Origin of the sequence: Enterobacter sp. JBIWA003 (assembly GCF_019968825.1) — a bacterium.
GTDB lineage: Bacteria > Pseudomonadota > Gammaproteobacteria > Enterobacterales > Enterobacteriaceae > Enterobacter > Enterobacter quasiroggenkampii.
The window spans coordinates 3,163,199-3,183,967 of the sequence record NZ_CP074170.1 but is presented as its reverse complement, the minus strand read 5'-3'; the positions used below and the strand labels follow the sequence as shown (position 1 = coordinate 3,183,967).

Here is a 20,769-nt window from a genome sequence, read left to right as displayed (position 1 = left end):
AGAAAGTGTTTTTCATGGCTGGATATTTAAAAAATTATTTTATTTTGTTTTTCATTATTTTTTCGATTTCTTTTTTTTGTGATATAGATAAATTCCTTTTAATCTCTTTCATTTTGTTTTTAAAATTAAGATTATCTTTTTCATCATGCAAGAACTTCATTTTATTATATGCTTCGTCACTGAAAGGATGTAAGTTATCATCTATTTTTTCATCTAAGTAAGAAGAAAGGAAGCATCTATCAAAATAATTTTTTCTAAGCGCATCGTAAATTTTAGCACTATCAATAATTGTTTCATCTTCCGGTTCTTTTTTTATATGGTCTGTCATGTTGACTCCTCTTATTTTTAGTGGATTGTGTATATATTTTATTTTAAGGGATTGGTTCAAAGTGTCAAATTTAAATGTTCTTTCAAAATAACGTTCAATGGTATTTTGAAGCTTTCAATGCTGGATTATATAAGAATGATTTACATGTTTATTTGAAAAATAGCTATCAACTTAAGTACCGGGATTCGGGACTTTAACTCCCGGAAGTCGGTACTTGTTTTTTAGCTATAACTGGCCTGAGAGCATTTTTTTCTTCATTATTCAGTTAGTGAAGATGAGAACAACTAATCATAGATGCTTTAGGAGGCAGTTTTACTTTTTATTGCATTAGTTTCCTCTCTTGCATTTATATCTAAGCTTAGTAATTGTTTGGAATAATCACTAAGCGCTGCTGCTGAAAATATAGTTTTATTATACGTTTAAGATCAAATATCATAGGTTGTAAATAACATGCTATATTTCAAGATGTGATCATTATCAATTATCATAAGGAAATGATCTATAACGAAACTAGATAATTTAAATTTACCATTTAAGTTATACGCTAAAACGAAATAATTGATTCAGTATTAGGGCATAGCCGTGTGTAAGTAGTAGATGGAATTTTCAGGAAGAATGTTTTAAAAATACATGCTCATATTATTTTAGCAGTATAAATGAATGTGATTATTGTAACCATGATGAAATAAAAAATAATAACCCTATTATAAAAAGAGGTTGACTGTCTACAAATCGAATATTATCATAATAACTATTTATGTTATTATGATATTAGTTAAAAATGGAAAGAATATGAATAAAAGACTTAATATGCTATATGTCAACAACATTAACGCATTAAATAATTACCGTGAAAAACATTCAGATAATAACTTACATGGCCCCCTCCTTTTAAAGCTAAAAAATTATTTTCATCAGCATAATAAATTGATGGTTATAGGACAGGAAACCTATGGATGGTGCAACTCTCCCGATATTAATGAACAGCTTGAAACATATGAGGAGTTCGATTTTGGCGTATCATATTATAGCAGTCCATTCTGGAATATCATAAGGAAAGTAGAGCGAGCGCTTGGTATTGAACCATATGCAATTGCATGGTCAAATCTGAATCGGTTTGATGTTGATTGCGGATCACCAGATTATACCGAGCTAGCTAGAGATATATCATCGTTTGATTATATATTAAAGGAGGAAATTAATATTCTTACTCCTGATATATGTGTTTTCTTCACAAATCATAAATATGATTATCGACTAACGTCTTTATATGAAGATTTAATGTTTGAAAACATAAATGGATTGCCAGAAAAACATTTCGTAAGATTATACCATCCAGACCTCCCAGAACATACGATTAGAGCGCCTCACCCTAAAACAATCAGAATAAAAGGATGGGAAAATGATTTCATAAAATATATAGAGGCTATTAAATGATTATGCAGATGCGATCTTATTAATATGAATAAACAAAATTGTGTTACTAATTGCATAACAGCAATATAAGTTATTCTATAGTTTATCTAGGCCACGGCGTGTAGGTGGCCTTAAACGAGGAGTATGATTTTTATCATTTATTGTTGAAACAGTCGGTATAAAATCCATGTTATTATCTGCATTGACTCGTTCGTGCTTAGGACGGCTTGGGAAACGTCGAATCTCATCAGGTGTTGGTTTGTAAGTATCACTGTTAAACTTAGCTTGTTTCTCATATTCAGCACGAGAAACATGATGACCTAATACTTCATCAAAGACAAAGTTTTCAGTAATACGTTTATCATGTTCTGTACTGACAGGATCATGCTTAACTCTGCTTGATCTAGCCCATACAAATTTTTCTTTGAAGAAATCTATGACAAGAGTTGTGAAACGTTTGAAAATATTATCCTGACGTGGAGTAGTCTTATCCTTTCTTTCATGGTCAGGGGCGCGGTTTTAATTTAATTATCTATTTTCCTTGTCATATCTCTATAATTTAGCCTTGCTGAATAACCTCGTTCAATAAACTGTGTTTTATCGTAGCTATAAAGATAATCTGCATCGATTCTTCCACAAGACTTACAAAAAGAGTATTCCCATCTCAAGTTGCATTTCTTAGAAACAGAAAACCTCTCTGTCATTTCTCTACCACATGAACATTGCATATCATACCTCTCTTATTTGTTTTTATAGCTTTCAAAAATTAGTGTTCCAGAAAGATCATAAAGTTCAACCTTGCCGACTTTACCTTCATCATTTTTGATGGACATTCTTATTAATCGGGAATCATGATATTTTTCTAATAAATCAGGTTTATTGGCTAGGTATTTTGCTATTACAGCGCCGCTTTTTATATAGTCGAAGCTGGAACATATTGTTCTTTTGAACTCTACATCAGTTAGACCGCTTTCCATGATCTTTCTTGCGATGAGTGATTTTAATGGACGCTCAAATTCCTCACGCTCTTTACGCCTTTGTTCCTCTTCTTGTTTACGTCTCAGTTGGTTGAGGAAGTAAAGTTTATCTCTTTCTAATTGTAGTTGGCTTTCTTTATCTTGAATGATGTTGCTGACTACTGATGATGGAATGACTTGAATATTGTTAGACCAATATCGATACGGATTATGTTTCTGAATACTTCCAACTGTTAAACGTATTCTATCTACATCGATATTTTTATCAAAAGAGACGATTCTTTTATTACCATCTTTTGAAATTATTTTTGCTGTGTTCTCAAGTTTCTCATTACCTTGTAAGTTAAATGAATTTACAACAGTATTATGTTCTTCATGATAAAAGGACTGTTTTTTACTATCAATATAACATTCAAGAAAAGAATAGAGTTTGAACTCTTCAATGCCAAATGTTTCCTCAAGCATAGTCATTTGTTCCGCTAAGATATCAAGAATATCGGTTTTTGATAATCTATCATGCAGTTTTATTTCGAGTGAGCCGGGTAAGTATTTCATTTCTTCACCTTATTATTACTGGGTTTATTAGAGTTACTGCTGGAAAGATAATATGTTTTCATAAATGTTAAACGGTCGCCATTAAACATATAGTCTGGATTAATGAAGTAATAGTTCTGTATCATGGTCTCTGCAATAAACTTCTTGTCAGCAAGTTCTTTCATGCCTTTGAAATATGTTGTTCTGGATATTTTAACGACATCTTGATCAACAATATCGTATGACATCAAAATAGTATCAGTATCCTTATTATCTCTGATAGCAAGATAAAGGATCTTGAAAACTTTTTTACCCGATGAAGACAGTCCTTCAATAGCAGATACTCCGTCAACATAAAGTTTCACGAACTGTGTCTTATCAACCTCCATAGCCTGATAGAAACCGCCATTACCAACTTGCTCTCCAGTATTTTCATTAATTAATGCTAATCGATCTTTTCCTGTAGTAATACGTCTGACTCCAGTTTTTGTATGTAGACTTGTATCATTAAGAAATGGGTTTTTAGTATGACGTGGGAGACCTCTTCTTGATTTCTTTACTTCAGTTTGTATCTTATTTTCTATCATGGTATTTACTCCTTTATTTTTTTAGTTATACATTTAAGTAAATACTATATTTTGCGTGCAAGTCAATACTTAAAGTTTATATTTTTTAAAATAACTAACACTTGATGTTTTTACTTATGAAACTTGTAGTGCTACATAATATATATAAATAACACTTTATCATTTTTATTTGAGAATACTTATCAACTTAAGTACCGGGATTCGGGACTTTAACTCCCGGATGTCGGTACTTGGTTTTGAGCTATAGCTGCCCTGAGAGCATTTTCCTTCTTCATTATTCAATTAGTGAAGTTGAGAACAACTATGCAGAGGTATTTCAAGGGTATAGTTTAACTATTTATTGCATTGGTTTCCTCTCTTCAATTTATATCTCAGCGAAGTGATTGTTTCAAACAATCACTAAGCGCTGCTGATATCTTATTAAAGTTGAAATTGTTTCCCATTTACCTCATAGCGACTATCGCCGCAATTATTCATGGATAAATCCATCATCAACAGGGATGAACCCTGTTCCAGCAATGTGATTGTTTTGAACAATCACGAAGTGCTGCTATTGAGGATATAGTTTTACTATGCGTTTAAGAGCAAATGCTATAACCTTGATTGATTCCTCGTTAATATATAGATAAGGGGCGGAGCCATGAGCGAAAGATCATAAGAAAAGATCTGTTTTCAATATGAGGTTTTAATTAATTTCAAGGTAAAGCTAGCGTATATAAAATCTTAAGAACTAAATCGAATATGAATTGATAAGATTAATTATACTATTATTAGGTCAGCGGCTACTGCCGCAGTTCTTTATGGATAAATCCATCATTAACAGGGGCCAGCCCTGTTCCAGCAATGTGATTGTTTTGGACAATCACTCAGTGCTGCTATTGAGGATATAGTTTTCCTTTGCGTTTAACAGCAAATGCTATAGCCTTGATGCACTTCTAGTTAATATGATGAGTAAGGGCGAAGCCTATGAGCTTTAGCTCATAAGATGAGAAAGTTTTCAAAAATAATTTATTAAATCAAAAGTAAAGGCAAAATTAAAAAGAACAAAAAAAGCCAGAAGTCAAGGTTGGCTTTAGTAATGCAATCAATATAAAGAAAGAAATTATCAATAGAAATGATTACAATAAATATATTACTATCTTAGAAGTTCAAACTTGTTAAACTAACAGATTATAAAATTAAAAGGAAAGAAGCCAGATAAACTGGCCTCTTCAGAGTATTGTAATAAATTTTTGGAGTAGTCATTTATTTACTTTTAAACAATAATCAAAAACAAAGTCATTGTCAAATTAAATTATCATTATCTTGATTAATTCTATTTTATTTAATATATATTAATAAGGCATTGTATTTTTGTTTAATCCCAAGAAGAAAATATGGTGAATAAAATGTAATAAATCAAAGGAGTATCAAATGAATAAACTTAAGAAAAATAAATGGCGAACAAATGTCTGTAACTGCATTTTCAAAATAATCCTTCCCGCAACAATATTAATTTCAGCAACTACAGCTAACGCAGCAGTCTGTAGCCCGGATGTCAGCTCATCATTAAAACAAGCGCAATACAACGCCATGAAGCAGGATGCGGCTCAGTTAGAGCCGGTAGCGAAGAATTTCATGGATAACATCAATCAGTCGCTTGAGACTATTGGCTGCACGGACGCATGGCCCGCCGGAAACCTCGGCATTAATCTTCCCTCTGTGGATTCAATAATTAAAAAAACTAAGGAAGCGGCAATAAGTAAAGCCTGTTCGATTGCGAGAGAAAAAGTCAGTCAACTGACCGGAAATATATCCGAAAGCATTTCCATTGATATGCCCGTCCTTGGGAATGTCGCAAGTGGAAGTGTGTCTACAGGAACAGGCTCTTCATCAGGATCGGGAGCAACTGTCAACGGAACCGATGTCTGGAACAGCATCAGTAACTCAATGAAGTAAACAACAAAGGAATGTGATAATGATAAATATAAAGAAAAAAGAAGTGTTGATATTATTAGCAATATTAGTTTGTTTGTTCTTAACTCAGTCAGCTCATGCTGCAGATTTGTTTACTGTCCCCGATACTGATAAGTCAAAGTTGTGGTTTCTGGATATCTTATTCCCTGACAATTTAGCCCAGAGTCCTTTAGCGAGCACAATGACAATCCTCAACAGCGCTGTTTTACTGGTTGGTGGTATTTTAGCTGCCTACACGCTGATTGCCGGAACCATGTCAACGGCACATGACGGAGAAATGCTGGGTAAGAAATGGTCTTCCATGTGGTTGCCCGTAAGAACTGCATTAGGCACGGCAATGATACTCCCGGCAGCAGGTGGTTTCTGTGCCGCTCAGGTTATGGTGCTGTGGATGATTAATCAGGGAGTCGGTCTGGCAGATACCGTCTGGAATACCTATGCATCCAACCCCTCAGATGGAGCAGTTATCACAACATCAGCGTCTTATCAGGAACTTGACCGTATAGCGAAAACTGCGTTTATCAATAACGTCTGTATGTTGAAGGCAAGTGAGTTATGGAAGAAATCAGCGGCAGCCGATCCCTTCCCGCACGTCACGCCTGCGTTTGAAATGACGCCAGAGAAAGGTGCCTATTTATACACATACAGTTATGGAGCCAGCAATGCCGGTAATGATATGAATAAAAATTTACTGGTATCCAAGGCTGCATGTGGAAGCATCACGCTTACAGACCCCAAGGCCAAAGCTTCTTATGACGAACAGGCTAAAGCTCAGGCAACCATCGCTGCTGGGGGCATGTATATGGCTTATATGCCACAGGACATAAAGACAAATATTTCAGATGTTATTGAGGCACACAATGCCGCATTCATCGCCCTCAATAACAGTATGAAAACGCTGGCTGAACAGTATGTGGCTGATAATAACATTGATATTCAGACCGGGATAAACAGCGCAACAGCCTCATATGTATCCATTATTGATACTGCAGTACGAACAGTTTTCTCCACTGGCGACCAGTGGGATGATTTCAAAGAGAATGTCCAGAAAGACGGATGGTTTATGGCTGGTGCATGGAGTATGAAACTGATCCGTGTGCAGGATGCGATTAATGGAGCAGCTCATAATCTTCCTGTAGCTGGACAAGCAACAATGGAATACGGCGATATATTTGATAACAGCCTGAACGCGATTATGGCAAAAGTCGCTCATGATATGGCGAGATCGACCACAGCTTCACGCTATGCCAATGGTATTGATGCGCAAAACCGAACAGAATCCAATACCAGTGGTAAAAGTGGCGCAGGTCCTAAAACGGATGATGCCGGGAAAATTGTTTCCTCTCTTCAGAGTGAAGCCAATAAGAGCATTTCTGGTGCAATGGCGGGTTTTCTCAGCTCCAGCGTTATCAATGGCAGAAAACAAGGGAAAATTGTTTCGTTTTCAACCGACACAACTGCTGCCAATTTACAGGCGATAAACCCGTTATTAGCCGTTAAAGGGCTTGGGGATACGATCAGTGCCGTTGGCTGGACGTTATTAGGAAGTTCTGCGGTTGTTGGCGCAGGTCTTGGTGCATGGACTTCATGGACTTCAAGCTGGGTATCGGGTGCATTTGGCGCTATGGGGATTGTTATGCCACTGGTTATCCCTTTATGGATAGCTGGTGATACCTTAGCCGTCGTTATTCCTATGTTGCCTTACGTGATGTGGTTTGGTGTTTGCGTCGGCTGGATGATCCTGTGCCTTGAAGCAATGGTCGCAGCACCATTATGGGTAATAACACATTTACATCCAGACGGTGATGGCGTAGTGGGTCGTGGTGGCGCTGGTTATGGTCTGGTTTTATCGTTAACCATGCGACCAGTGCTAATGATAACAGGATTAATAGCAGCCTATACGATGCTCCCTATCCTTGGTGGGATCGTCAATGAAACATTCTCCGGCGCGTTTGGCATGATGTCAGCCAATGCCGGGATAGGTATCATCGAGTCACTGGCTCTCATTGCTGTTTATATTGCGATGATGTTCACGGTAGTGAAGAAATCACTTTCACTGATTCACATCATCCCTGATGAAATTATGAAGTGGCTTGGTGTTCATGGTGGTCAGAGCATGTCGGGTTACGCACAGTCGGCATCAAAAGGTGTTGAAGGTGCTATGTTTACCAAAACCGTGTTGGATCAGGTTTCTCACACCTCAAATGCGATGGGTAATCAGCTCAGGAATGCGCAAATCAACAAAGACCGTGAACAGCAACGTGAGCTTCAACAACAGCAACAGGCTAAACAGGGGAAAGCACAGGCAGCTAATAAAGCCAATGATACGGGATCTGCATTCAGAACTCATATGAGTAATGCTGGCCCACTGGATCAGCAGGATGAATATCAGTCTCTTGAAAGTGCTAACTCGGCTTATAATGCGGCTGAGGCAGCAGATGCTGTTGGTGATACAGCAGGCGCTGCAGGTTATATGAATGTAGCCCAAAAGGCTGCTAACAGAGCGGTATCGTTTGGTGAACATAACAGACCGTTGCTGCCTATAAACCTTCAAGCCCAAGCTTCACCAATTGAAAGCTTTACGGCTCCAGATAAAGGGAATGGTGGTGGATCTTCCGGTGGTAGTTCATCACCCACTGAAAGTAATGACAGATAATGTGATATAAAAAGAGGGCTTTCGTCCTCTTTGGTATTTTTTATTAAATCAGCATATTTTACAAAATATTATTTTACACTACTGCGAATTTTTGACAAATGATTGTGTCTCTGCGTGAACCATGAAAATGTTTCAACTATTTCTTTTTTTCTGTTCATAAGTTATACTAAAAGATAAGTGGTCTATGGAGGGTATTATGAAAACTTTACCTAATGAAAATGTAGCAGAAATCAAGCGCATGATACAAGAATCGCGCACGGCTGGCTTTACGCGCTTGAGTGGTTCTAGTAAAGCGGAACGCAAAGCAAATTTTATGCTCAGTTTGGGGCTTGATGAGCAAGGGAACCCGATCAAGGAAGAACGAATTGTTAACCGTAAAGCACATATCGTACGTTAGTAAATCAAATCTTTTCAACGTTAATAGTCAGTTTTTTGGCTACACCCCCGCGAAAGTTGCCCCTTTCTCAGATGAATTGTTCAAATTATTAGATATGTGGGAAACGCAGGGGTTTGTTGAGATTTATGATAATGATGCTGATCGTAAATGGGGAAGGTTAAAATCATCCGCATACGATGGGCAAGGGCATCCAATCCCTGCATATGCCTATCTTTATCATGGAAGAGTGCAAGATGACTCTACAGCCACGACAGCAGAAGAACGAAAGTTGAAACAGGATCCTCTCATTGTCGTATCTTTTCAGCCGGAACCAACAGATCCTCTAGCTCCTCCCGTATTAGTTGCTGAGTTTGTTTTAAAACATGACCAATATATTGGTCGTATAGGTCTCGGTAAAGCTAAAAAAAATGTAGATGGTATTCGCAGTGGTGTTAGGAAACGTACTGATTTATCCTCTGGGAAGTTTACAAAAATATGAAGTTTATATTCATATCAAAATAATGATAGTTCGAAAACAAACATATACTCAACTCTTCTAAAAATAAAACACGTATTTTATGTTAGATGGAAATATTTATACAATATACTCAATAAGTATATTTATTGCATTTCTATCATAACAAAATACATTGCAACTATTTTTGTTTACGTTAATCAAAGGGTCTGTCTTATATTTCATAATTTAATTGACAGTTTATTGTTAATTTAATAATTAAAAGGAGTTGAACTAATTTATAAGGAGTAATGAATGAAACCAAGTATTCATGGAATTAATAAAGGGTATGTGCCTTTTAAAATCAGAAGCATAGTAGCTACATCCATCTGCTGCTTTTCGATCTTATATGCAAATAGTTCCTTTGCTGTCTGGCCCGTCACAGAAGAGGTTTTGACACCTTATCTTATGGGGGCTTCACCCCAATCTATGGGCAATGGAATAATTGAAACATTAGTTTCAATGAACGACAAGCTGGCACAAGCAACCATAACAGCAAATGAGAATCAGAAGAATGCTGTTGTCAGTAATGCCAGTCAGGCAATCCAAGAACAGCGTATGAAATATATCTTAAACAGAATACCTGATGCCAACGCCTGTGAAGAAGTCACGAGCGCAGGTGGTCGTGGTTCAGCAGGATCCAATACAAGCTCAGCGAAAGAGGCTTTATCTGAAAACAGCGTTAAGATGTTTACACAAGCAAATACCGGAATAAATGAGGCCAAGAAAAACATCATGGGCAGAGTATCAATAAATGTTTGCTCTGAAGATGATGTGAAATATAACAGAGGTGGATGCAATACTATAGGGCAGTATCCTGATAAAGATAAGTCGGCATCAAGCCTAATTACACCACCATTATCTAAATCCGATGCATTGTCTAATAAGGTTTCGAATCAGTCCTATTCTGTTGAGCAGATTGAGGTTGCTGAAGCGGCAAAAAGAAATCTTATCGGGAACTTGCCCGTTGAACCATTGAAGAACAAAGGATTAGAAGACACAAATGAAGGTCGAGAATATTTATCTGCCTTTTCGAGCTTTGTCTCCAGAAGCACTGCTGGAACAAACGCCATTGATTCCGTACTGGCAATGAAAAAAGCAAGTAATGTATCAGTGAACTCCAGAGGAGTCAAAATAGGATCCACATTAGGCTCTACGCAGGGAGCAAACCTTGCTTGGTCAGATGCTTCCGTAAAAAACAAGTATGCGACCTTATTTCCCGGCACAACATTCCCGGATAATCCTTCAGAGTGGGAAATGTTAAGATATGAGATCTATTCACGCTATGCAGATACAACAGGCGCTGACGCTTGGCAGGTAAAAATCAGTAGTGCTGATGAAAAAGAAACTGCGCATGAGCAGGCAAGAATGCAGGCACTTGATTTAAGATTACAAATGCTTCAAATCGAAAGAATAGAAGACACAAATATTTTGCTTGCGGCTCTGTTAGGACAACAACTGCAACCGGTTGATAAGCAAATGCTGAATAATTTAAAAACAAATGCGACAAGAGCGACTCAGGCAACAAAATAATTGAAGTCATTAAAAAAACCGCCAGCGCTGGGCCAGCGGATTTGGTAGACTTGGTATGAAGATTATTTGATCTCGAAATCTTCCAGCGCCTTACCGGCTTCGAGCGCAGCAGCGATAGCACGAGGAGTTCGGCCCTGACCTGTCCATGTCTTTTCAGAACCATCGGTATCGATGTATTTATACTTAGCTGGACGTGGGGCGCGTTTCGCTCCGGTCTTGGAAGAAGATGAGTTAACAGTTGAAAGCAACTCTGCCGGGTCTATGCCATCTTCCAGTAACTTCTGACGGAATGCTTCCAGCTTGGCCTGTTTCTCTTCCTGCTGCTTTAGAAATGAGGCCTCTTCTTCACGACGTTCTTCTACAACGATAGTGAGTTTTTCTAACATCTCTTCCAAGGTTTCGAGTGTCAGTTCACGAGCCTGAGCACGGAGAGTACGAATATTGTTGATGATCTTTAAAGCATCAGACATGCGATTTCCCTAATGTTTGTGGTAAAGAATACAAGCAATAACATCATAGTTTTAATCGTTCCTGTGCACAAAATCAATACATTATATGGTATAGACGTTAGTTCCATCCTGAGTTCAAATTTTTTATTTGGGTTTGTGATTATCTTTAGCCGAGCGTGTTTCTTCAGATGATATATTATCAATGCGATTTTTAAATTTTCTTGAAAATCTGTTTTTCTCAATGCATTTTTTCTCAGCCTCTTCCTGATTATTAATGTAGTATTCGATTGTATTGCCATTATCCAAGTCATAAATGACAGAAATCAAGATATTAATATTTTCATCTCTACTGTCATGTGTAATGTCAAACTTAGATATTAGCTTTGATACAACAACATAATTTGGATGCAAAATAGTTGTCATGGTGAGTATTCCATAAAATGGATGATTACTATTTAGACGTGTCTATAGGAGACACAACGAATAGTATCTTATAGGAAAAAATTATAAATCATGAAGAAGCCAAAGCTCTTTTTATGGTTTCTTTTTTAGCTCGCGTTGCGGATAAGGAAACGCCAAAACACTTTCACCTATATTGTTTTTAGATACGGCATTCCACCATTTTTCGCGATATTCTGGATGATTACAGTAGTCTCGCTGCCGTTGAATTTCATCAAGAATATGGTCTTTTTGGTCAGGCCATTCTTCTTGCAATCTGTTTATCGTTCTGTAGAAAATATTCGACTGCATCATTATTTTGAAGAAGTTAAGCCTAAACCCTTCCAGACGTTGCTCGTAATCAGCGACAACCTTCTTATGGCTATTGATTGTGTTATTCAACTGCATCTGTATTCTACTAACCCTGTCATTAGCCATAGACGCTTCAAACTGCGACTGTTGAGAATCCAGCCTTGCCTCATTTGCCTGTTGGTAAGAGTCTACAATTTCTCTATTACGTTGCGCCGCATTATAATCATAATTCCAAAACGGATTTTTTCCAGACATAAATATACCTCGATATCAATTATTCTATGTGTATATAATTAAACATTAATTTACTAAAAAGCAAATAATTCTATTAATTAATATCATTAGTCAGATATTTATTTTCCTTTTGTTTAATACTTTGTTTATGGGTCAAAGAAAATACGGTTATTAAATACTTCCATCCATTTCTCGCAAATATAATGTGCGTGAGATGGAACCCTGAACGTCCAGACTGGATTTAATACATCATCAGTCATAATACAGATCTCGGCATCATCGGATCTGCAATCAGGCAGCGAGTAGTTGATTTCCCTGATGTTGCTATATGAATATATAAATGTGCTGTTCATATTTTTACGCAATGTCGAAGACATTACGTTTTTCTTTATATTATGGTTAAAGAGAAGAACAGAGCGTTTCAGTAAGTTTATGGTGAAGCCCGTCTGTTCGTATTCGTAAGACAAAGCAGCATCGCTGAACAAGTCAACAAAAGCGATTTTTTGATCTTTTTCGAAGATTTCCATAGAGCTTCGCTCGTTGTTGTTTTCCATGCTCATCCCTCGCTGTTTTACTGCTTTATCTCAGCCCAGCATAGCCGCCAGTAGCTACATACTCAAGGAAAATGATCTGTAAAATCGATCGATAAATCCATATTGATAGTTATTGGCGATTGAAAAAGATTTATCGATCGGTTTTTTAATTGATTTAATCGATCGATATATTGTTTGTGATAGTTTATAGCTATCATTTGTTTTGTATCGATCGATTTAAACGATGTGACGAACACTAAAAATAATTCAATTCTATCAATTGATTAGACGATAACTCCTGATCTATAGGTCAGTGCGCCGGGATTGGGGTATACGAATCTGACTAAATCCTTGAGGAATAAAATGAAAGGACATAACTTCTTACCACTGGCGGTCTCTCTGGTGTTTCTTTCTGGCTGCCAGCAGCTCAACGATGGTGTGAATACAGTTAATGGAGCAATCAGTTCTTCGTTGTCTTCAGTAGGTAAAGCGCTGGGAGGCACCGCCACCACTCAAAGCCTTGGCCCGGTATCGTCTGTATCTGGCCTTGGTGCTGTCTGCAAAGACTATGAAGAAAACGCAATGGCGGCAGAGAAACAGTGGACTGGCAAAAGGATCTCTATCACCAATGCCACTGTTCTGGAAGTTACGAAGGGCAGAAGTGCCAGCGATATGATGACGGGAATGCCCAAAACAGCCCCTAACTATTACCTGCTCTTTAAAACAGCCGATACAAGCTACTGCGGTGGCATGGTATGGCTGGATTACTACTCTGGTATTGATGATGCAGTTCTTACCTATAAGAAAGGCCAGAAAATCAGCGTCACCGGAACGGTAAACAATTTCGAAGTCCGTGGATTCGCTACCGTCAACAATGCCGATATGCCAGTTCGTCTCGTTGTTCTGAGAAACGGCACAATCAACCATTAACTCTGGGATAACACTATGCGTAAATTTTTACTCGTGGCGGGTCTTGCTGCTCTTGTATCGGGATGCGGTGAAAAAGGCGACTTTGAGAAAGCGATCAACGCAAAAATATCACAATCAAAGCTGTGCTACTCCCTGCAGGACAACGATATTGTATTCAACAAAGGTTTTCCGATTAAGGTTAACCGTGGCTACCGTTCTGCCGGATACAGTGCCAGTGATGAAATCCTGAAAGGACTTGCTGAACAAGGGCTGCTCACTGTTTCACAACAGGCAAATGGGTTTAGCAGTGTCGATGTTCTGGAAGTAACAGACAAAGGCCAAGCGGTTGAGTTTTGGGATCGTAAAAATGGTGCCTGTATTGGTCATCGTGCGGTTGCTGAGATAAAGGAATGGACTGAACCGGGAAACGGTAATCAGAAAATTGTTCGCGTGTCTTATACATGGAAGTTGGCGGATGTTCCTGCATGGGTGGACAAAAAAGCGTTCTCCAGCGTCAAGGGTATGAATGAACCTGAAGACGGCATGATTAATCTTGTTAAAACCAGCAATGGCTGGAAAGCGATCTAAGGGGCTATCATGGAAAACAATACCATCAAGTGTCCATTTTGCCTGAAAGAAAGCCAAAGGGGTGTCCATGTCTGCACCGGCTGCATGGCGACGGTTCTGTATGGAACCTACCCCGGCTGGTATGCTTTCGTGGTTATATTATTGACCTTCGGCCTGTCTATACTGATCGGAATGTCTGCAGGAATGGCTGGGGCGACTATTAGCCTGCCAATAATTGCGGCTGTTGGGTTTATAGCTGGTAAGGCGATATTCTCTGATAATGTTGTGTTCAGAAGAAGGATGTAATTTAACTTATGTTATTCTTAAAGCCGCATCGTTTTATGACGATGTGGCTTCATGTACTACCAAAAATGGGGAGCCTGATGATTGTGTTGTACTATTGTAACACTTAATATAACATTATATTGCTTACAAATTTCATGAAGTTAAGGTAGACTAATGAATGATAATAATGTAGATAAAAATAGTGTTTCTTTATCATGTCGGGATGAAAAAAAGAAAATTGGTGATGTGAACCTGAAAGGCATTATTGACGGAGTTGAAATTAACTGTACTGTTGATTTGTCATTTCATAAAGCTAAGGAAAGTGAAAATGGTGAAACAAAAAAAGAAGTCCAAATATTAACGAAAGCGCAGTGGGTGATCTATTTTATTCTACCTCTCCTTGTTGTTATAGTTGGCTTTTTTATTGATTCGTTTATAGATGCAAGTCATCACCTGACTCTTTTTATATCACCACTGGCATTTGGTATTATAATACATAAGATGGTGATGAATAGTTCGAATGTGAATATCCATTATTTCAAAAAGCTTGTTGATACAACGGGATTGGTTTCTTCAACGTTAAGTGCAAGTATTCTAATATTCAAAACGATTAATGTTGAAAATCCATACATTAGTATGCTGGATTCGTTGAAAGACGCTGGAGTGTTCAGTTCAATTATATTTTATATTATAATGGCACTCGTGTATATTGTTGTCTGGATATTTGCGACATCGATAACTATTAAGTTAATGATCACATATGATGAACTAATAGCAATGAAGAATAAAGCCTAAGATAAGAGAGGCGGTGTTTTATACCGCCTATTTTTTCATAAATAATTTGTAGTTTTTGAATAGGGGGAGAAAAATAATCGTAGTAGCTAACCATAAAGCCAACGTTATGCCACATAACATCGATAGTATGGGGATGTTTTTATTTCCATTTATGAAATATATTAAAGAAGTACCTATGGTAGTTATAAGCGTCAGGCAGGATAATAAAATGTATATTGCCATTGGATAATTTATCTTTTTCATGTTTCACCTTTGGTATTGGATTTTTTTAATTTAATAACATATAAAAACAATCCGTCAAGGGAATTGCTCATAATAAACAGTACTCATTTTAAATTCCTTACAAAAATTGGGTTTAAAAATAATACCACCAGAGTAACCAAAGTTAAAGTAATTAGATTGGTTCTATTTCCAGTAGCCCGGAGGCTTTGATTTTGACACATTACTTCTTCTGGCTTGTAGGGATGGCATAGAAGGAGTTAGATCCTTGCTGTGATCGTTTTCTGGCAGTTCGTGCTTAGGACGACTTGGGAAACGGGTGATCTCGTCAGTCGTTGGCTTGTAGTCATCTTGGTTAAACTTAGCTCGTTTCTCATATTCAGCGCGAGAAATATAACGGCCTAATACTTCGTCAAAGACATAATTTTCAGTAATACGTTTATCATGTTCCTCACTGATAAGATCATTTTGGGATTTGTTTGCTTTAGCCCATACAAACTTCTGCTTGAAAAAATCTATGACAAGAGTCGTGAAACGTTTAAAAATATTATCCTGACGTGGAGTAGTCTTATGCTTTCTTGCACGGTCAGGGGCGCTTCTGGATGCCCTGTTTGGGTTTTGAGAGGTGGATGTTTTCAGAATAGTATTTGTACCAGAATCAGAAATACTGACTGATGGTTTCTTACCTGCAACGACCTTACTGACTTTTGTTTTATCACGGTAAGATTTAACGCCACGCATACGAGTATGAGGAGCTGGTGCAACCAAAACAGGTCTTTGATTCTCATCAGTAGAAGAGCCGGAGTGTGTTTCAGGTAATACGATTTGTTCTGGTTCAGCAAGATGTGTAATCGTGAAGCTTCTGACATCAACGACGATTTCAAGATCAAGTTCACTGAATGTTTTGTAGACTTCAACAGCTTCTTGTTTAGCAGCGTCACGAACAGCCTGTTCTGCGGCTCTTTGCTCCTGAGCAGCCTTACTACGCCATTTGGCACTGTGGATACGTTTCATTGCAGGGCGATTTGTTTCAGCGGCCTTGGCAAGCCATAACGCTTTTTCTTCATTATCTAAAGCTACCGCCGCTTTTTCTAATGCCTCTTCATGCTGGGCCTGAAGAGAACGATGGTCAATACGTTCTGACGAACCAGCGGCAGCAAGGTAGCTGTTAGCCATAGCTGACCATGATTCACGCCATAAAACAGACATTTTTCTGTCGTTCCAGCTTCTTTCTTTTTTACCAAAACCTTCCGGGCCTATGGTTTTTAAGGTCAACATAACGTGAGCATGAGGATTATCACTATCAAGATCATGGAAAGCGATGTCAGCAATCATACCTTTATCAACGAAATTTTTCTGACAATACTCAAGGACAAGTTTTTTCTTTTCATCATTATTTAACTCGGCAGGAATGGAAACATCGAAATAACGGGCTGTTTGACCATTGTTCTGGCGCTCAACTTTTTCCACTTCATTCCACAATGCTGTAGAATCTTTTACGATGTGTTCTGGTGCGTTAGCTGGAGCTAATATGAAGTGCCCATATAAATCAGTACGGCGACTGTAATCATACGTATCACCTGTTCTTTCATCTGTTATACGTGTACGAGCATGATAGGCAGCCTTCGCAACGGAAGACCTGCCTTCTGAACGTTTCACAATTTTAAAATCAAGATGAAAAATAGCCATACAATAAAAACAACCTCAATATAAATTTAAAAATCAAACCAAAATATAACTCTCCAATGCGACTATGCTGGTTTTAGTTTTTCGCAAGAAAAACTCTGGTGTTGACGTTGACCTTGTTTCCGAAGGAAACGGTGTTAGCCTGCGGCAGGCAACCGTCGGTAGACCCCACACACTGCGTAGCAGTGTATAGGTGGGCATTGCTTTATTTTTATATCTCCTAACGGAGCTAAAAATAACGACAATGTTTAAAGTTTTTCTATACTTAAATAATAACTCTAGTTTTACAGGCTGTGAAATTTACAGGGCTAGAATCGGATGAACGGCTGAGGTATTACACGAATCTTAATGATTGTGGTTTTAGAGAGCGCCCGTAAGGGCAAAAGTAGTTAAATTAGTCTCCCGCCGTAGGCGGGAAAGATAAAATTTATAAAAATATGATAAAAGATAACTTAGATTAGATTAATGTGTGAAATTCTTGTCAGAAATTAAGAAGTGATTTTAAAATCATGAATTAGAGAAAATAAGTAACGCGATGAGGATTAGACGTTTAAGGTTAGTGTTTGAATATATATGTGTTGTGTATTTACGTGCAGGTGGTGTTGCATTTTTGTGCAGATTCTTGTAAACACCATTTTTGGATAAATCCAATCTATAACAGGATATACCTGTTATCAGCCAGTGATTATCGTAAATAATCACAAAGTGCTGCCTTTTCAATTTCTGCTGAGGCTAATTAGTTAATTTAAATCAGACTTACCTACTTACTTTTATCTGGAGTCATACCCTGTAAGGATAGGACTCCATCTTTTTTACGTATTCATTAATCTTTCCCTAATGGAATTCAACTCTTTTTGTTTTGATTCTTCATTACCAAGCCACTGTTGTTTTTCGTAGAATAAGTGTTCTAACTCTAGGTCTCTAAAGATTTCTAGATCTTGAAGTTTTTTTATATGTGATGTTTCCCAAAAAGCATATCTCATGCCTATTATTGTTCCGCATTTGGCGCAAGTATTAGTGAGATAGCCTTTTGGAACTTTAGGTGTCTTGATAAATTTTAATGTATGTGGGGCATCATATTCGGTTCCATTATTATGAAAGAATACTGGCGTGATAGCTTTACAACGATAACATGTAATTACGTCAGCAATGTAATTATAGTCTTTATCATTAGGTATGTTTAATGGTGTATAGAGTTTTCTGTCTATTTTGTACTTATCACATACAGAAATGATTTTTTTGAAGTGTTTTATGCAATCACTACAAAAACTTAATTTAAATTTAAAGTCATCACAAATCCACAAAAAAGGATCTTCAATTACTGTTTCTGATTTTAACTCAATCCACGGTATTGATAGGTTTTTCTTTTTTTCCTCATCTATTTCATGAGTATGGAAAACCTCAATTGCTACTTTATTACCATTGTTCAGGTAAGCGACAACATCACAACGATATTTATCGATAGGAACCTCTTCTTTAGCATTTGAGAAAATACAAGGCGTTATTATTTTTTTATGTTCTTTATCACAACCATGACATTTGCTGACCATTTTTATTTGTTTATTACCTTTTGCGTTTTCAGATATAGCATAACAAATAAGAAACTTAGCCAGTTTATGATAGACAGATTCTGGATCGCATTTAGAATCATTCCTGTGTGAAAAGTGTTTTCTTTTTATATTTCCTGTTCTCAATGTTAACTTTTCGTCACAGCACGGGCAATAATAATTTTTATCTCTTATAGCATCATTCACATTGATAACTTTCCCATCTGAGGTTTTACCCCATGATATTTTTATGATCTTCTCTTTCATTCACAACCTCTTTAATTTCTAGATTTAATTTATTGCTTATTAAATGATAAAAATCAAATAAAAAATACAGTGATTTATTTTCAATGTTAATTTTGACGGGGTGTGTTTAATGTTGTATTAACTCCTTGAAAACAGATAAGGATGGTGTCAAATGATAGATGTAAAGATAATAGAAGATGAAATAGAGGATATTGAAATAGAGTTGTACTCAATGATGCAATATGATGTATGTTTCAATTTTGGAGAAGGTTTAAATGATCTTGATGATTATAAAACTACGCTTGAAGATAGATTGGTGTTCCTGAATGGAGTTTTATCGGGGATTCAGTCAGGTTATTACATGTGAAAAGGATACTTATGAATAAAAATAATAAAACACATGAAATACAGGTCCATTTCATGGAGGGGTTAATAATGTCTGAAAGACTTTTAAAAAACATGTCAAAAGATTTTAAGTTTGAAGTTTTAGCAAGATACTTCTATTATATGTCAACGTTAAATGGTTTTTCATTTGATGATATTGGTAAAGAACACAGAAGTTTCTACTATTTAATATCGTTTATATACCTTGAGGAAGGTAGGGCTGATAATTTTTTAACGTCTCTAATTTGCAGAGACGATGTTGTTTATAATAAATCGGTGGATGAGTATATTTCAAGCGTAGATCATTTATGGGAAGCACATGAATAAAAATGATATAAATACTAAAGCTATAAAAATATCCTCTTAAAATCGCATACAGAACGTTTTAAAGTAGTATGGTGAAATATAACAGAGAGAAAAAGACTATATGTTTATCTGGTCTTTTTTATTTTTTAATAAAGTTAGGTTGTTTTATTTGACAAGTAAAATATTGTGTTGTAAATAAAATAAAGATACAAAAAAAGCCAACTTATCAAAGTTGACTTTTTAAGGACTAAAAAAGTTTTGCCGACTTTTGAAGCCTTGTAATCAGTTCATCGACAACGTGATTACAAATATAATAAAGTATTAAATAATCTTTTCATATTTGTCAAATCTAAATCGCAACTTTTTTACAAGCCTTTCAAATACCATTTCCAAAAACATTTTAGTTCTCGAAAGCAATAACGTTAAAACCTGCTGTATCAGGTCTAAGAATCTTTGGACATCATGTGTTAAAAACTGTTTTGTTCTTAGGTTATTGTAGGTGGCATATAAACGGGGGGAAGTCGGTAGCCACCAACTTGAAGCGTTCATCTAAAATCTATAAAGCGGTAGTATAATTTTCTTTAGTAAAACGAGAAAATGCTTTAAATGATCATGATGTATCCGTAGGAGTCCGATGGGGTGTCCCAGTAATGGAAACGTGCTGGAACTCAATAGCTACGGTGAGAATCGCCAACCTGCGAACCTAAAAAAAATATTACAATAGTATTTTTTTACGGGGGGTTAGGGGGGTGAAGCTTGCAGAAAAACTAAGTTTTCCTGACGGAAAACTACTACGACTGAAAGTCGCTATCTAAAACCCCAGAACCTAATCTAATAAAATTCTAGTACTACTAGTACAAAAAAATAATTTTAAAAATATTAGTAGGTAGGTGCCATTTCATCAAGGCACTAACGAAAGATAAGTAGGCTTATAAATTAAATATGGTGCATGGATTAATTTGAGTTTTTTGTTTTTTAATTG

21 protein-coding genes and 1 pseudogene are annotated in these 20,769 nt (G+C 36.8%); 12 read left to right on the top strand and 10 right to left on the bottom strand.

What is annotated here, in order from left to right:
* Positions 1-34 precede the first annotated feature (34 nt).
* Entirely contained in the window at positions 35-328 is a 294-nt protein-coding gene (locus tag KGP25_RS15335; protein ID WP_001515485.1) for a hypothetical protein, read from the bottom strand.
* Between the two features lie 792 nt (positions 329-1,120).
* On the opposite strand from KGP25_RS15335, the gene KGP25_RS15330 reads away from it, so the two are divergent.
* On the top strand, positions 1,121-1,765 hold the full coding sequence (locus KGP25_RS15330; RefSeq protein WP_001548723.1) for a hypothetical protein: 645 nt from the start codon (positions 1,121-1,123) through the stop codon (positions 1,763-1,765).
* A 75-nt stretch (positions 1,766-1,840) separates the two neighbouring features.
* Here the strand turns inward: KGP25_RS15330 and KGP25_RS15325 are convergent.
* The 3 genes and pseudogenes from KGP25_RS15325 to KGP25_RS15315 form a co-directional block, all read right to left on the bottom strand.
* A pseudogene (locus KGP25_RS15325) lies at positions 1,841-2,257 on the bottom strand (molybdopterin-guanine dinucleotide biosynthesis protein MobA); the annotation flags it as partial.
* A gap of 227 nt (positions 2,258-2,484) precedes the next feature.
* Positions 2,485-3,276 (bottom strand): hypothetical protein, encoded by a 792-nt coding sequence (locus KGP25_RS15320; protein ID WP_223539232.1) that lies wholly within the window; start codon positions 3,274-3,276, stop codon positions 2,485-2,487.
* Positions 3,273-3,842, bottom strand: coding sequence for a replication/maintenance protein RepL (locus tag KGP25_RS15315; protein WP_001548721.1), 570 nt, complete (start codon positions 3,840-3,842; stop codon positions 3,273-3,275). The genes KGP25_RS15320 and KGP25_RS15315 overlap by 4 nt, the downstream gene beginning before the upstream one ends.
* Before the next feature lie 1,413 nt (positions 3,843-5,255).
* On the opposite strand from KGP25_RS15315, the gene KGP25_RS15310 reads away from it, so the two are divergent.
* From KGP25_RS15310 to KGP25_RS15290, 5 genes are all read left to right on the top strand, one after another.
* Positions 5,256-5,780: a hypothetical protein gene (locus KGP25_RS15310; RefSeq protein ID WP_049121194.1), complete on the top strand. Its 525-nt coding sequence runs from the start codon at positions 5,256-5,258 to the stop codon at positions 5,778-5,780.
* Positions 5,781-5,799: 19 nt separating this feature from the next.
* Positions 5,800-8,454: a DotA/TraY family protein gene (locus KGP25_RS15305; protein WP_223539231.1), complete on the top strand. Its 2,655-nt coding sequence runs from the start codon at positions 5,800-5,802 to the stop codon at positions 8,452-8,454.
* Between the two features lie 196 nt (positions 8,455-8,650).
* Complete coding sequence (locus KGP25_RS15300) at positions 8,651-8,851, top strand: hypothetical protein (RefSeq protein ID WP_038435608.1); 201 nt, start codon at positions 8,651-8,653, stop codon at positions 8,849-8,851.
* On the top strand, positions 8,820-9,329 hold the full coding sequence (locus KGP25_RS15295) for a hypothetical protein (RefSeq protein WP_095439806.1): 510 nt from the start codon (positions 8,820-8,822) through the stop codon (positions 9,327-9,329). Before KGP25_RS15300 ends, KGP25_RS15295 begins: the two co-directional genes overlap by 32 nt.
* Before the next feature lie 270 nt (positions 9,330-9,599).
* Positions 9,600-10,877 carry a hypothetical protein gene (locus tag KGP25_RS15290; protein WP_052191554.1) on the top strand — a complete coding sequence of 426 codons (1,278 nt, stop codon included), beginning with the start codon at positions 9,600-9,602 and terminating at the stop codon, positions 10,875-10,877.
* Positions 10,878-10,939: 62 nt separating this feature from the next.
* Here KGP25_RS15290 and KGP25_RS15285 read toward each other — a convergent pair whose 3' ends face one another.
* The 4 genes from KGP25_RS15285 to KGP25_RS15270 form a co-directional block, all read right to left on the bottom strand.
* Positions 10,940-11,347: an H-NS family nucleoid-associated regulatory protein gene (locus KGP25_RS15285; RefSeq protein ID WP_001278197.1), complete on the bottom strand. Its 408-nt coding sequence runs from the start codon at positions 11,345-11,347 to the stop codon at positions 10,940-10,942.
* A gap of 123 nt (positions 11,348-11,470) precedes the next feature.
* A complete protein-coding gene (locus KGP25_RS15280; RefSeq protein WP_000207639.1) occupies positions 11,471-11,749 on the bottom strand; it encodes a hypothetical protein in 279 nt (92 codons plus the stop codon).
* Positions 11,750-11,860: 111 nt separating this feature from the next.
* Complete coding sequence (locus KGP25_RS15275; RefSeq protein ID WP_000014601.1) at positions 11,861-12,331, bottom strand: hypothetical protein; 471 nt, start codon at positions 12,329-12,331, stop codon at positions 11,861-11,863.
* 125 nt (positions 12,332-12,456) lie between these two features.
* Positions 12,457-12,864, bottom strand: a complete 408-nt coding sequence (locus KGP25_RS15270) for a hypothetical protein (RefSeq protein WP_087775161.1) — start codon at positions 12,862-12,864, stop codon at positions 12,457-12,459.
* Positions 12,865-13,206: 342 nt separating this feature from the next.
* On the opposite strand from KGP25_RS15270, the gene KGP25_RS15265 reads away from it, so the two are divergent.
* From KGP25_RS15265 to KGP25_RS15250, 4 genes are all read left to right on the top strand, one after another.
* Entirely contained in the window at positions 13,207-13,773 is a 567-nt protein-coding gene (locus KGP25_RS15265) for a hypothetical protein (RefSeq protein WP_128350492.1), read from the top strand.
* A 15-nt stretch (positions 13,774-13,788) separates the two neighbouring features.
* Entirely contained in the window at positions 13,789-14,340 is a 552-nt protein-coding gene (locus KGP25_RS15260) for a lipoprotein (RefSeq protein ID WP_032730749.1), read from the top strand.
* A gap of 9 nt (positions 14,341-14,349) precedes the next feature.
* Positions 14,350-14,625 carry a hypothetical protein gene (locus tag KGP25_RS15255; protein ID WP_047716164.1) on the top strand — a complete coding sequence of 92 codons (276 nt, stop codon included), beginning with the start codon at positions 14,350-14,352 and terminating at the stop codon, positions 14,623-14,625.
* Between the two features lie 153 nt (positions 14,626-14,778).
* A complete protein-coding gene (locus tag KGP25_RS15250; RefSeq protein ID WP_032260063.1) occupies positions 14,779-15,399 on the top strand; it encodes a hypothetical protein in 621 nt (206 codons plus the stop codon).
* Between the two features lie 405 nt (positions 15,400-15,804).
* Here KGP25_RS15250 and mobQ read toward each other — a convergent pair whose 3' ends face one another.
* Together mobQ and KGP25_RS15240 are read right to left on the bottom strand one after the other, a co-directional pair.
* Positions 15,805-17,307 carry a MobQ family relaxase gene (gene mobQ, locus KGP25_RS15245; RefSeq protein WP_223539230.1) on the bottom strand — a complete coding sequence of 501 codons (1,503 nt, stop codon included), beginning with the start codon at positions 17,305-17,307 and terminating at the stop codon, positions 15,805-15,807.
* Positions 17,308-18,116: 809 nt separating this feature from the next.
* The gene (locus tag KGP25_RS15240; protein WP_063623204.1) at positions 18,117-19,118 is read right to left on the bottom strand and encodes a competence protein CoiA family protein; all 1,002 of its coding nucleotides are present in this window, start codon (positions 19,116-19,118) and stop codon (positions 18,117-18,119) included.
* 151 nt (positions 19,119-19,269) lie between these two features.
* On the opposite strand from KGP25_RS15240, the gene KGP25_RS15235 reads away from it, so the two are divergent.
* A complete protein-coding gene (locus KGP25_RS15235) occupies positions 19,270-19,464 on the top strand; it encodes a hypothetical protein (protein WP_063623203.1) in 195 nt (64 codons plus the stop codon).
* Positions 19,465-19,475: 11 nt separating this feature from the next.
* The gene (locus KGP25_RS15230) at positions 19,476-19,808 is read left to right on the top strand and encodes a hypothetical protein (RefSeq protein WP_001039060.1); all 333 of its coding nucleotides are present in this window, start codon (positions 19,476-19,478) and stop codon (positions 19,806-19,808) included.
* The last annotated feature ends 961 nt before the right edge of the window (positions 19,809-20,769 follow it).

What these genes read in the sequence shown, in the direction of transcription:
- KGP25_RS15310 (WP_049121194.1), top strand. Translation starts at nt 5,256, where the DNA reads ATGAATAAACTTAAGAAAAATAAATGGCGAACAAATGTCTGTAACTGC.
- KGP25_RS15240 (WP_063623204.1), bottom strand. Translation starts at nt 19,118, where the DNA reads ATGAAAGAGAAGATCATAAAAATATCATGGGGTAAAACCTCAGATGGG.
- KGP25_RS15260 (WP_032730749.1), top strand. Translation starts at nt 13,789, where the DNA reads ATGCGTAAATTTTTACTCGTGGCGGGTCTTGCTGCTCTTGTATCGGGA.
- KGP25_RS15250 (WP_032260063.1), top strand. Translation starts at nt 14,779, where the DNA reads ATGAATGATAATAATGTAGATAAAAATAGTGTTTCTTTATCATGTCGG.
- KGP25_RS15330 (WP_001548723.1), top strand. Translation starts at nt 1,121, where the DNA reads ATGAATAAAAGACTTAATATGCTATATGTCAACAACATTAACGCATTA.
- KGP25_RS15285 (WP_001278197.1), bottom strand. Translation starts at nt 11,347, where the DNA reads ATGTCTGATGCTTTAAAGATCATCAACAATATTCGTACTCTCCGTGCT.
- KGP25_RS15275 (WP_000014601.1), bottom strand. Translation starts at nt 12,331, where the DNA reads ATGTCTGGAAAAAATCCGTTTTGGAATTATGATTATAATGCGGCGCAA.
- KGP25_RS15270 (WP_087775161.1), bottom strand. Translation starts at nt 12,864, where the DNA reads ATGGAAAACAACAACGAGCGAAGCTCTATGGAAATCTTCGAAAAAGAT.
- mobQ (WP_223539230.1), bottom strand. Translation starts at nt 17,307, where the DNA reads ATGGCTATTTTTCATCTTGATTTTAAAATTGTGAAACGTTCAGAAGGC.
- KGP25_RS15335 (WP_001515485.1), bottom strand. Translation starts at nt 328, where the DNA reads ATGACAGACCATATAAAAAAAGAACCGGAAGATGAAACAATTATTGAT.
- KGP25_RS15230 (WP_001039060.1), top strand. Translation starts at nt 19,476, where the DNA reads ATGAATAAAAATAATAAAACACATGAAATACAGGTCCATTTCATGGAG.
- KGP25_RS15305 (WP_223539231.1), top strand. Translation starts at nt 5,800, where the DNA reads ATGATAAATATAAAGAAAAAAGAAGTGTTGATATTATTAGCAATATTA.
- KGP25_RS15320 (WP_223539232.1), bottom strand. Translation starts at nt 3,276, where the DNA reads ATGAAATACTTACCCGGCTCACTCGAAATAAAACTGCATGATAGATTA.
- KGP25_RS15290 (WP_052191554.1), top strand. Translation starts at nt 9,600, where the DNA reads ATGAAACCAAGTATTCATGGAATTAATAAAGGGTATGTGCCTTTTAAA.
- KGP25_RS15280 (WP_000207639.1), bottom strand. Translation starts at nt 11,749, where the DNA reads ATGACAACTATTTTGCATCCAAATTATGTTGTTGTATCAAAGCTAATA.
- KGP25_RS15235 (WP_063623203.1), top strand. Translation starts at nt 19,270, where the DNA reads ATGATAGATGTAAAGATAATAGAAGATGAAATAGAGGATATTGAAATA.
- KGP25_RS15265 (WP_128350492.1), top strand. Translation starts at nt 13,207, where the DNA reads ATGAAAGGACATAACTTCTTACCACTGGCGGTCTCTCTGGTGTTTCTT.
- KGP25_RS15315 (WP_001548721.1), bottom strand. Translation starts at nt 3,842, where the DNA reads ATGATAGAAAATAAGATACAAACTGAAGTAAAGAAATCAAGAAGAGGT.
- KGP25_RS15255 (WP_047716164.1), top strand. Translation starts at nt 14,350, where the DNA reads ATGGAAAACAATACCATCAAGTGTCCATTTTGCCTGAAAGAAAGCCAA.
- KGP25_RS15300 (WP_038435608.1), top strand. Translation starts at nt 8,651, where the DNA reads ATGAAAACTTTACCTAATGAAAATGTAGCAGAAATCAAGCGCATGATA.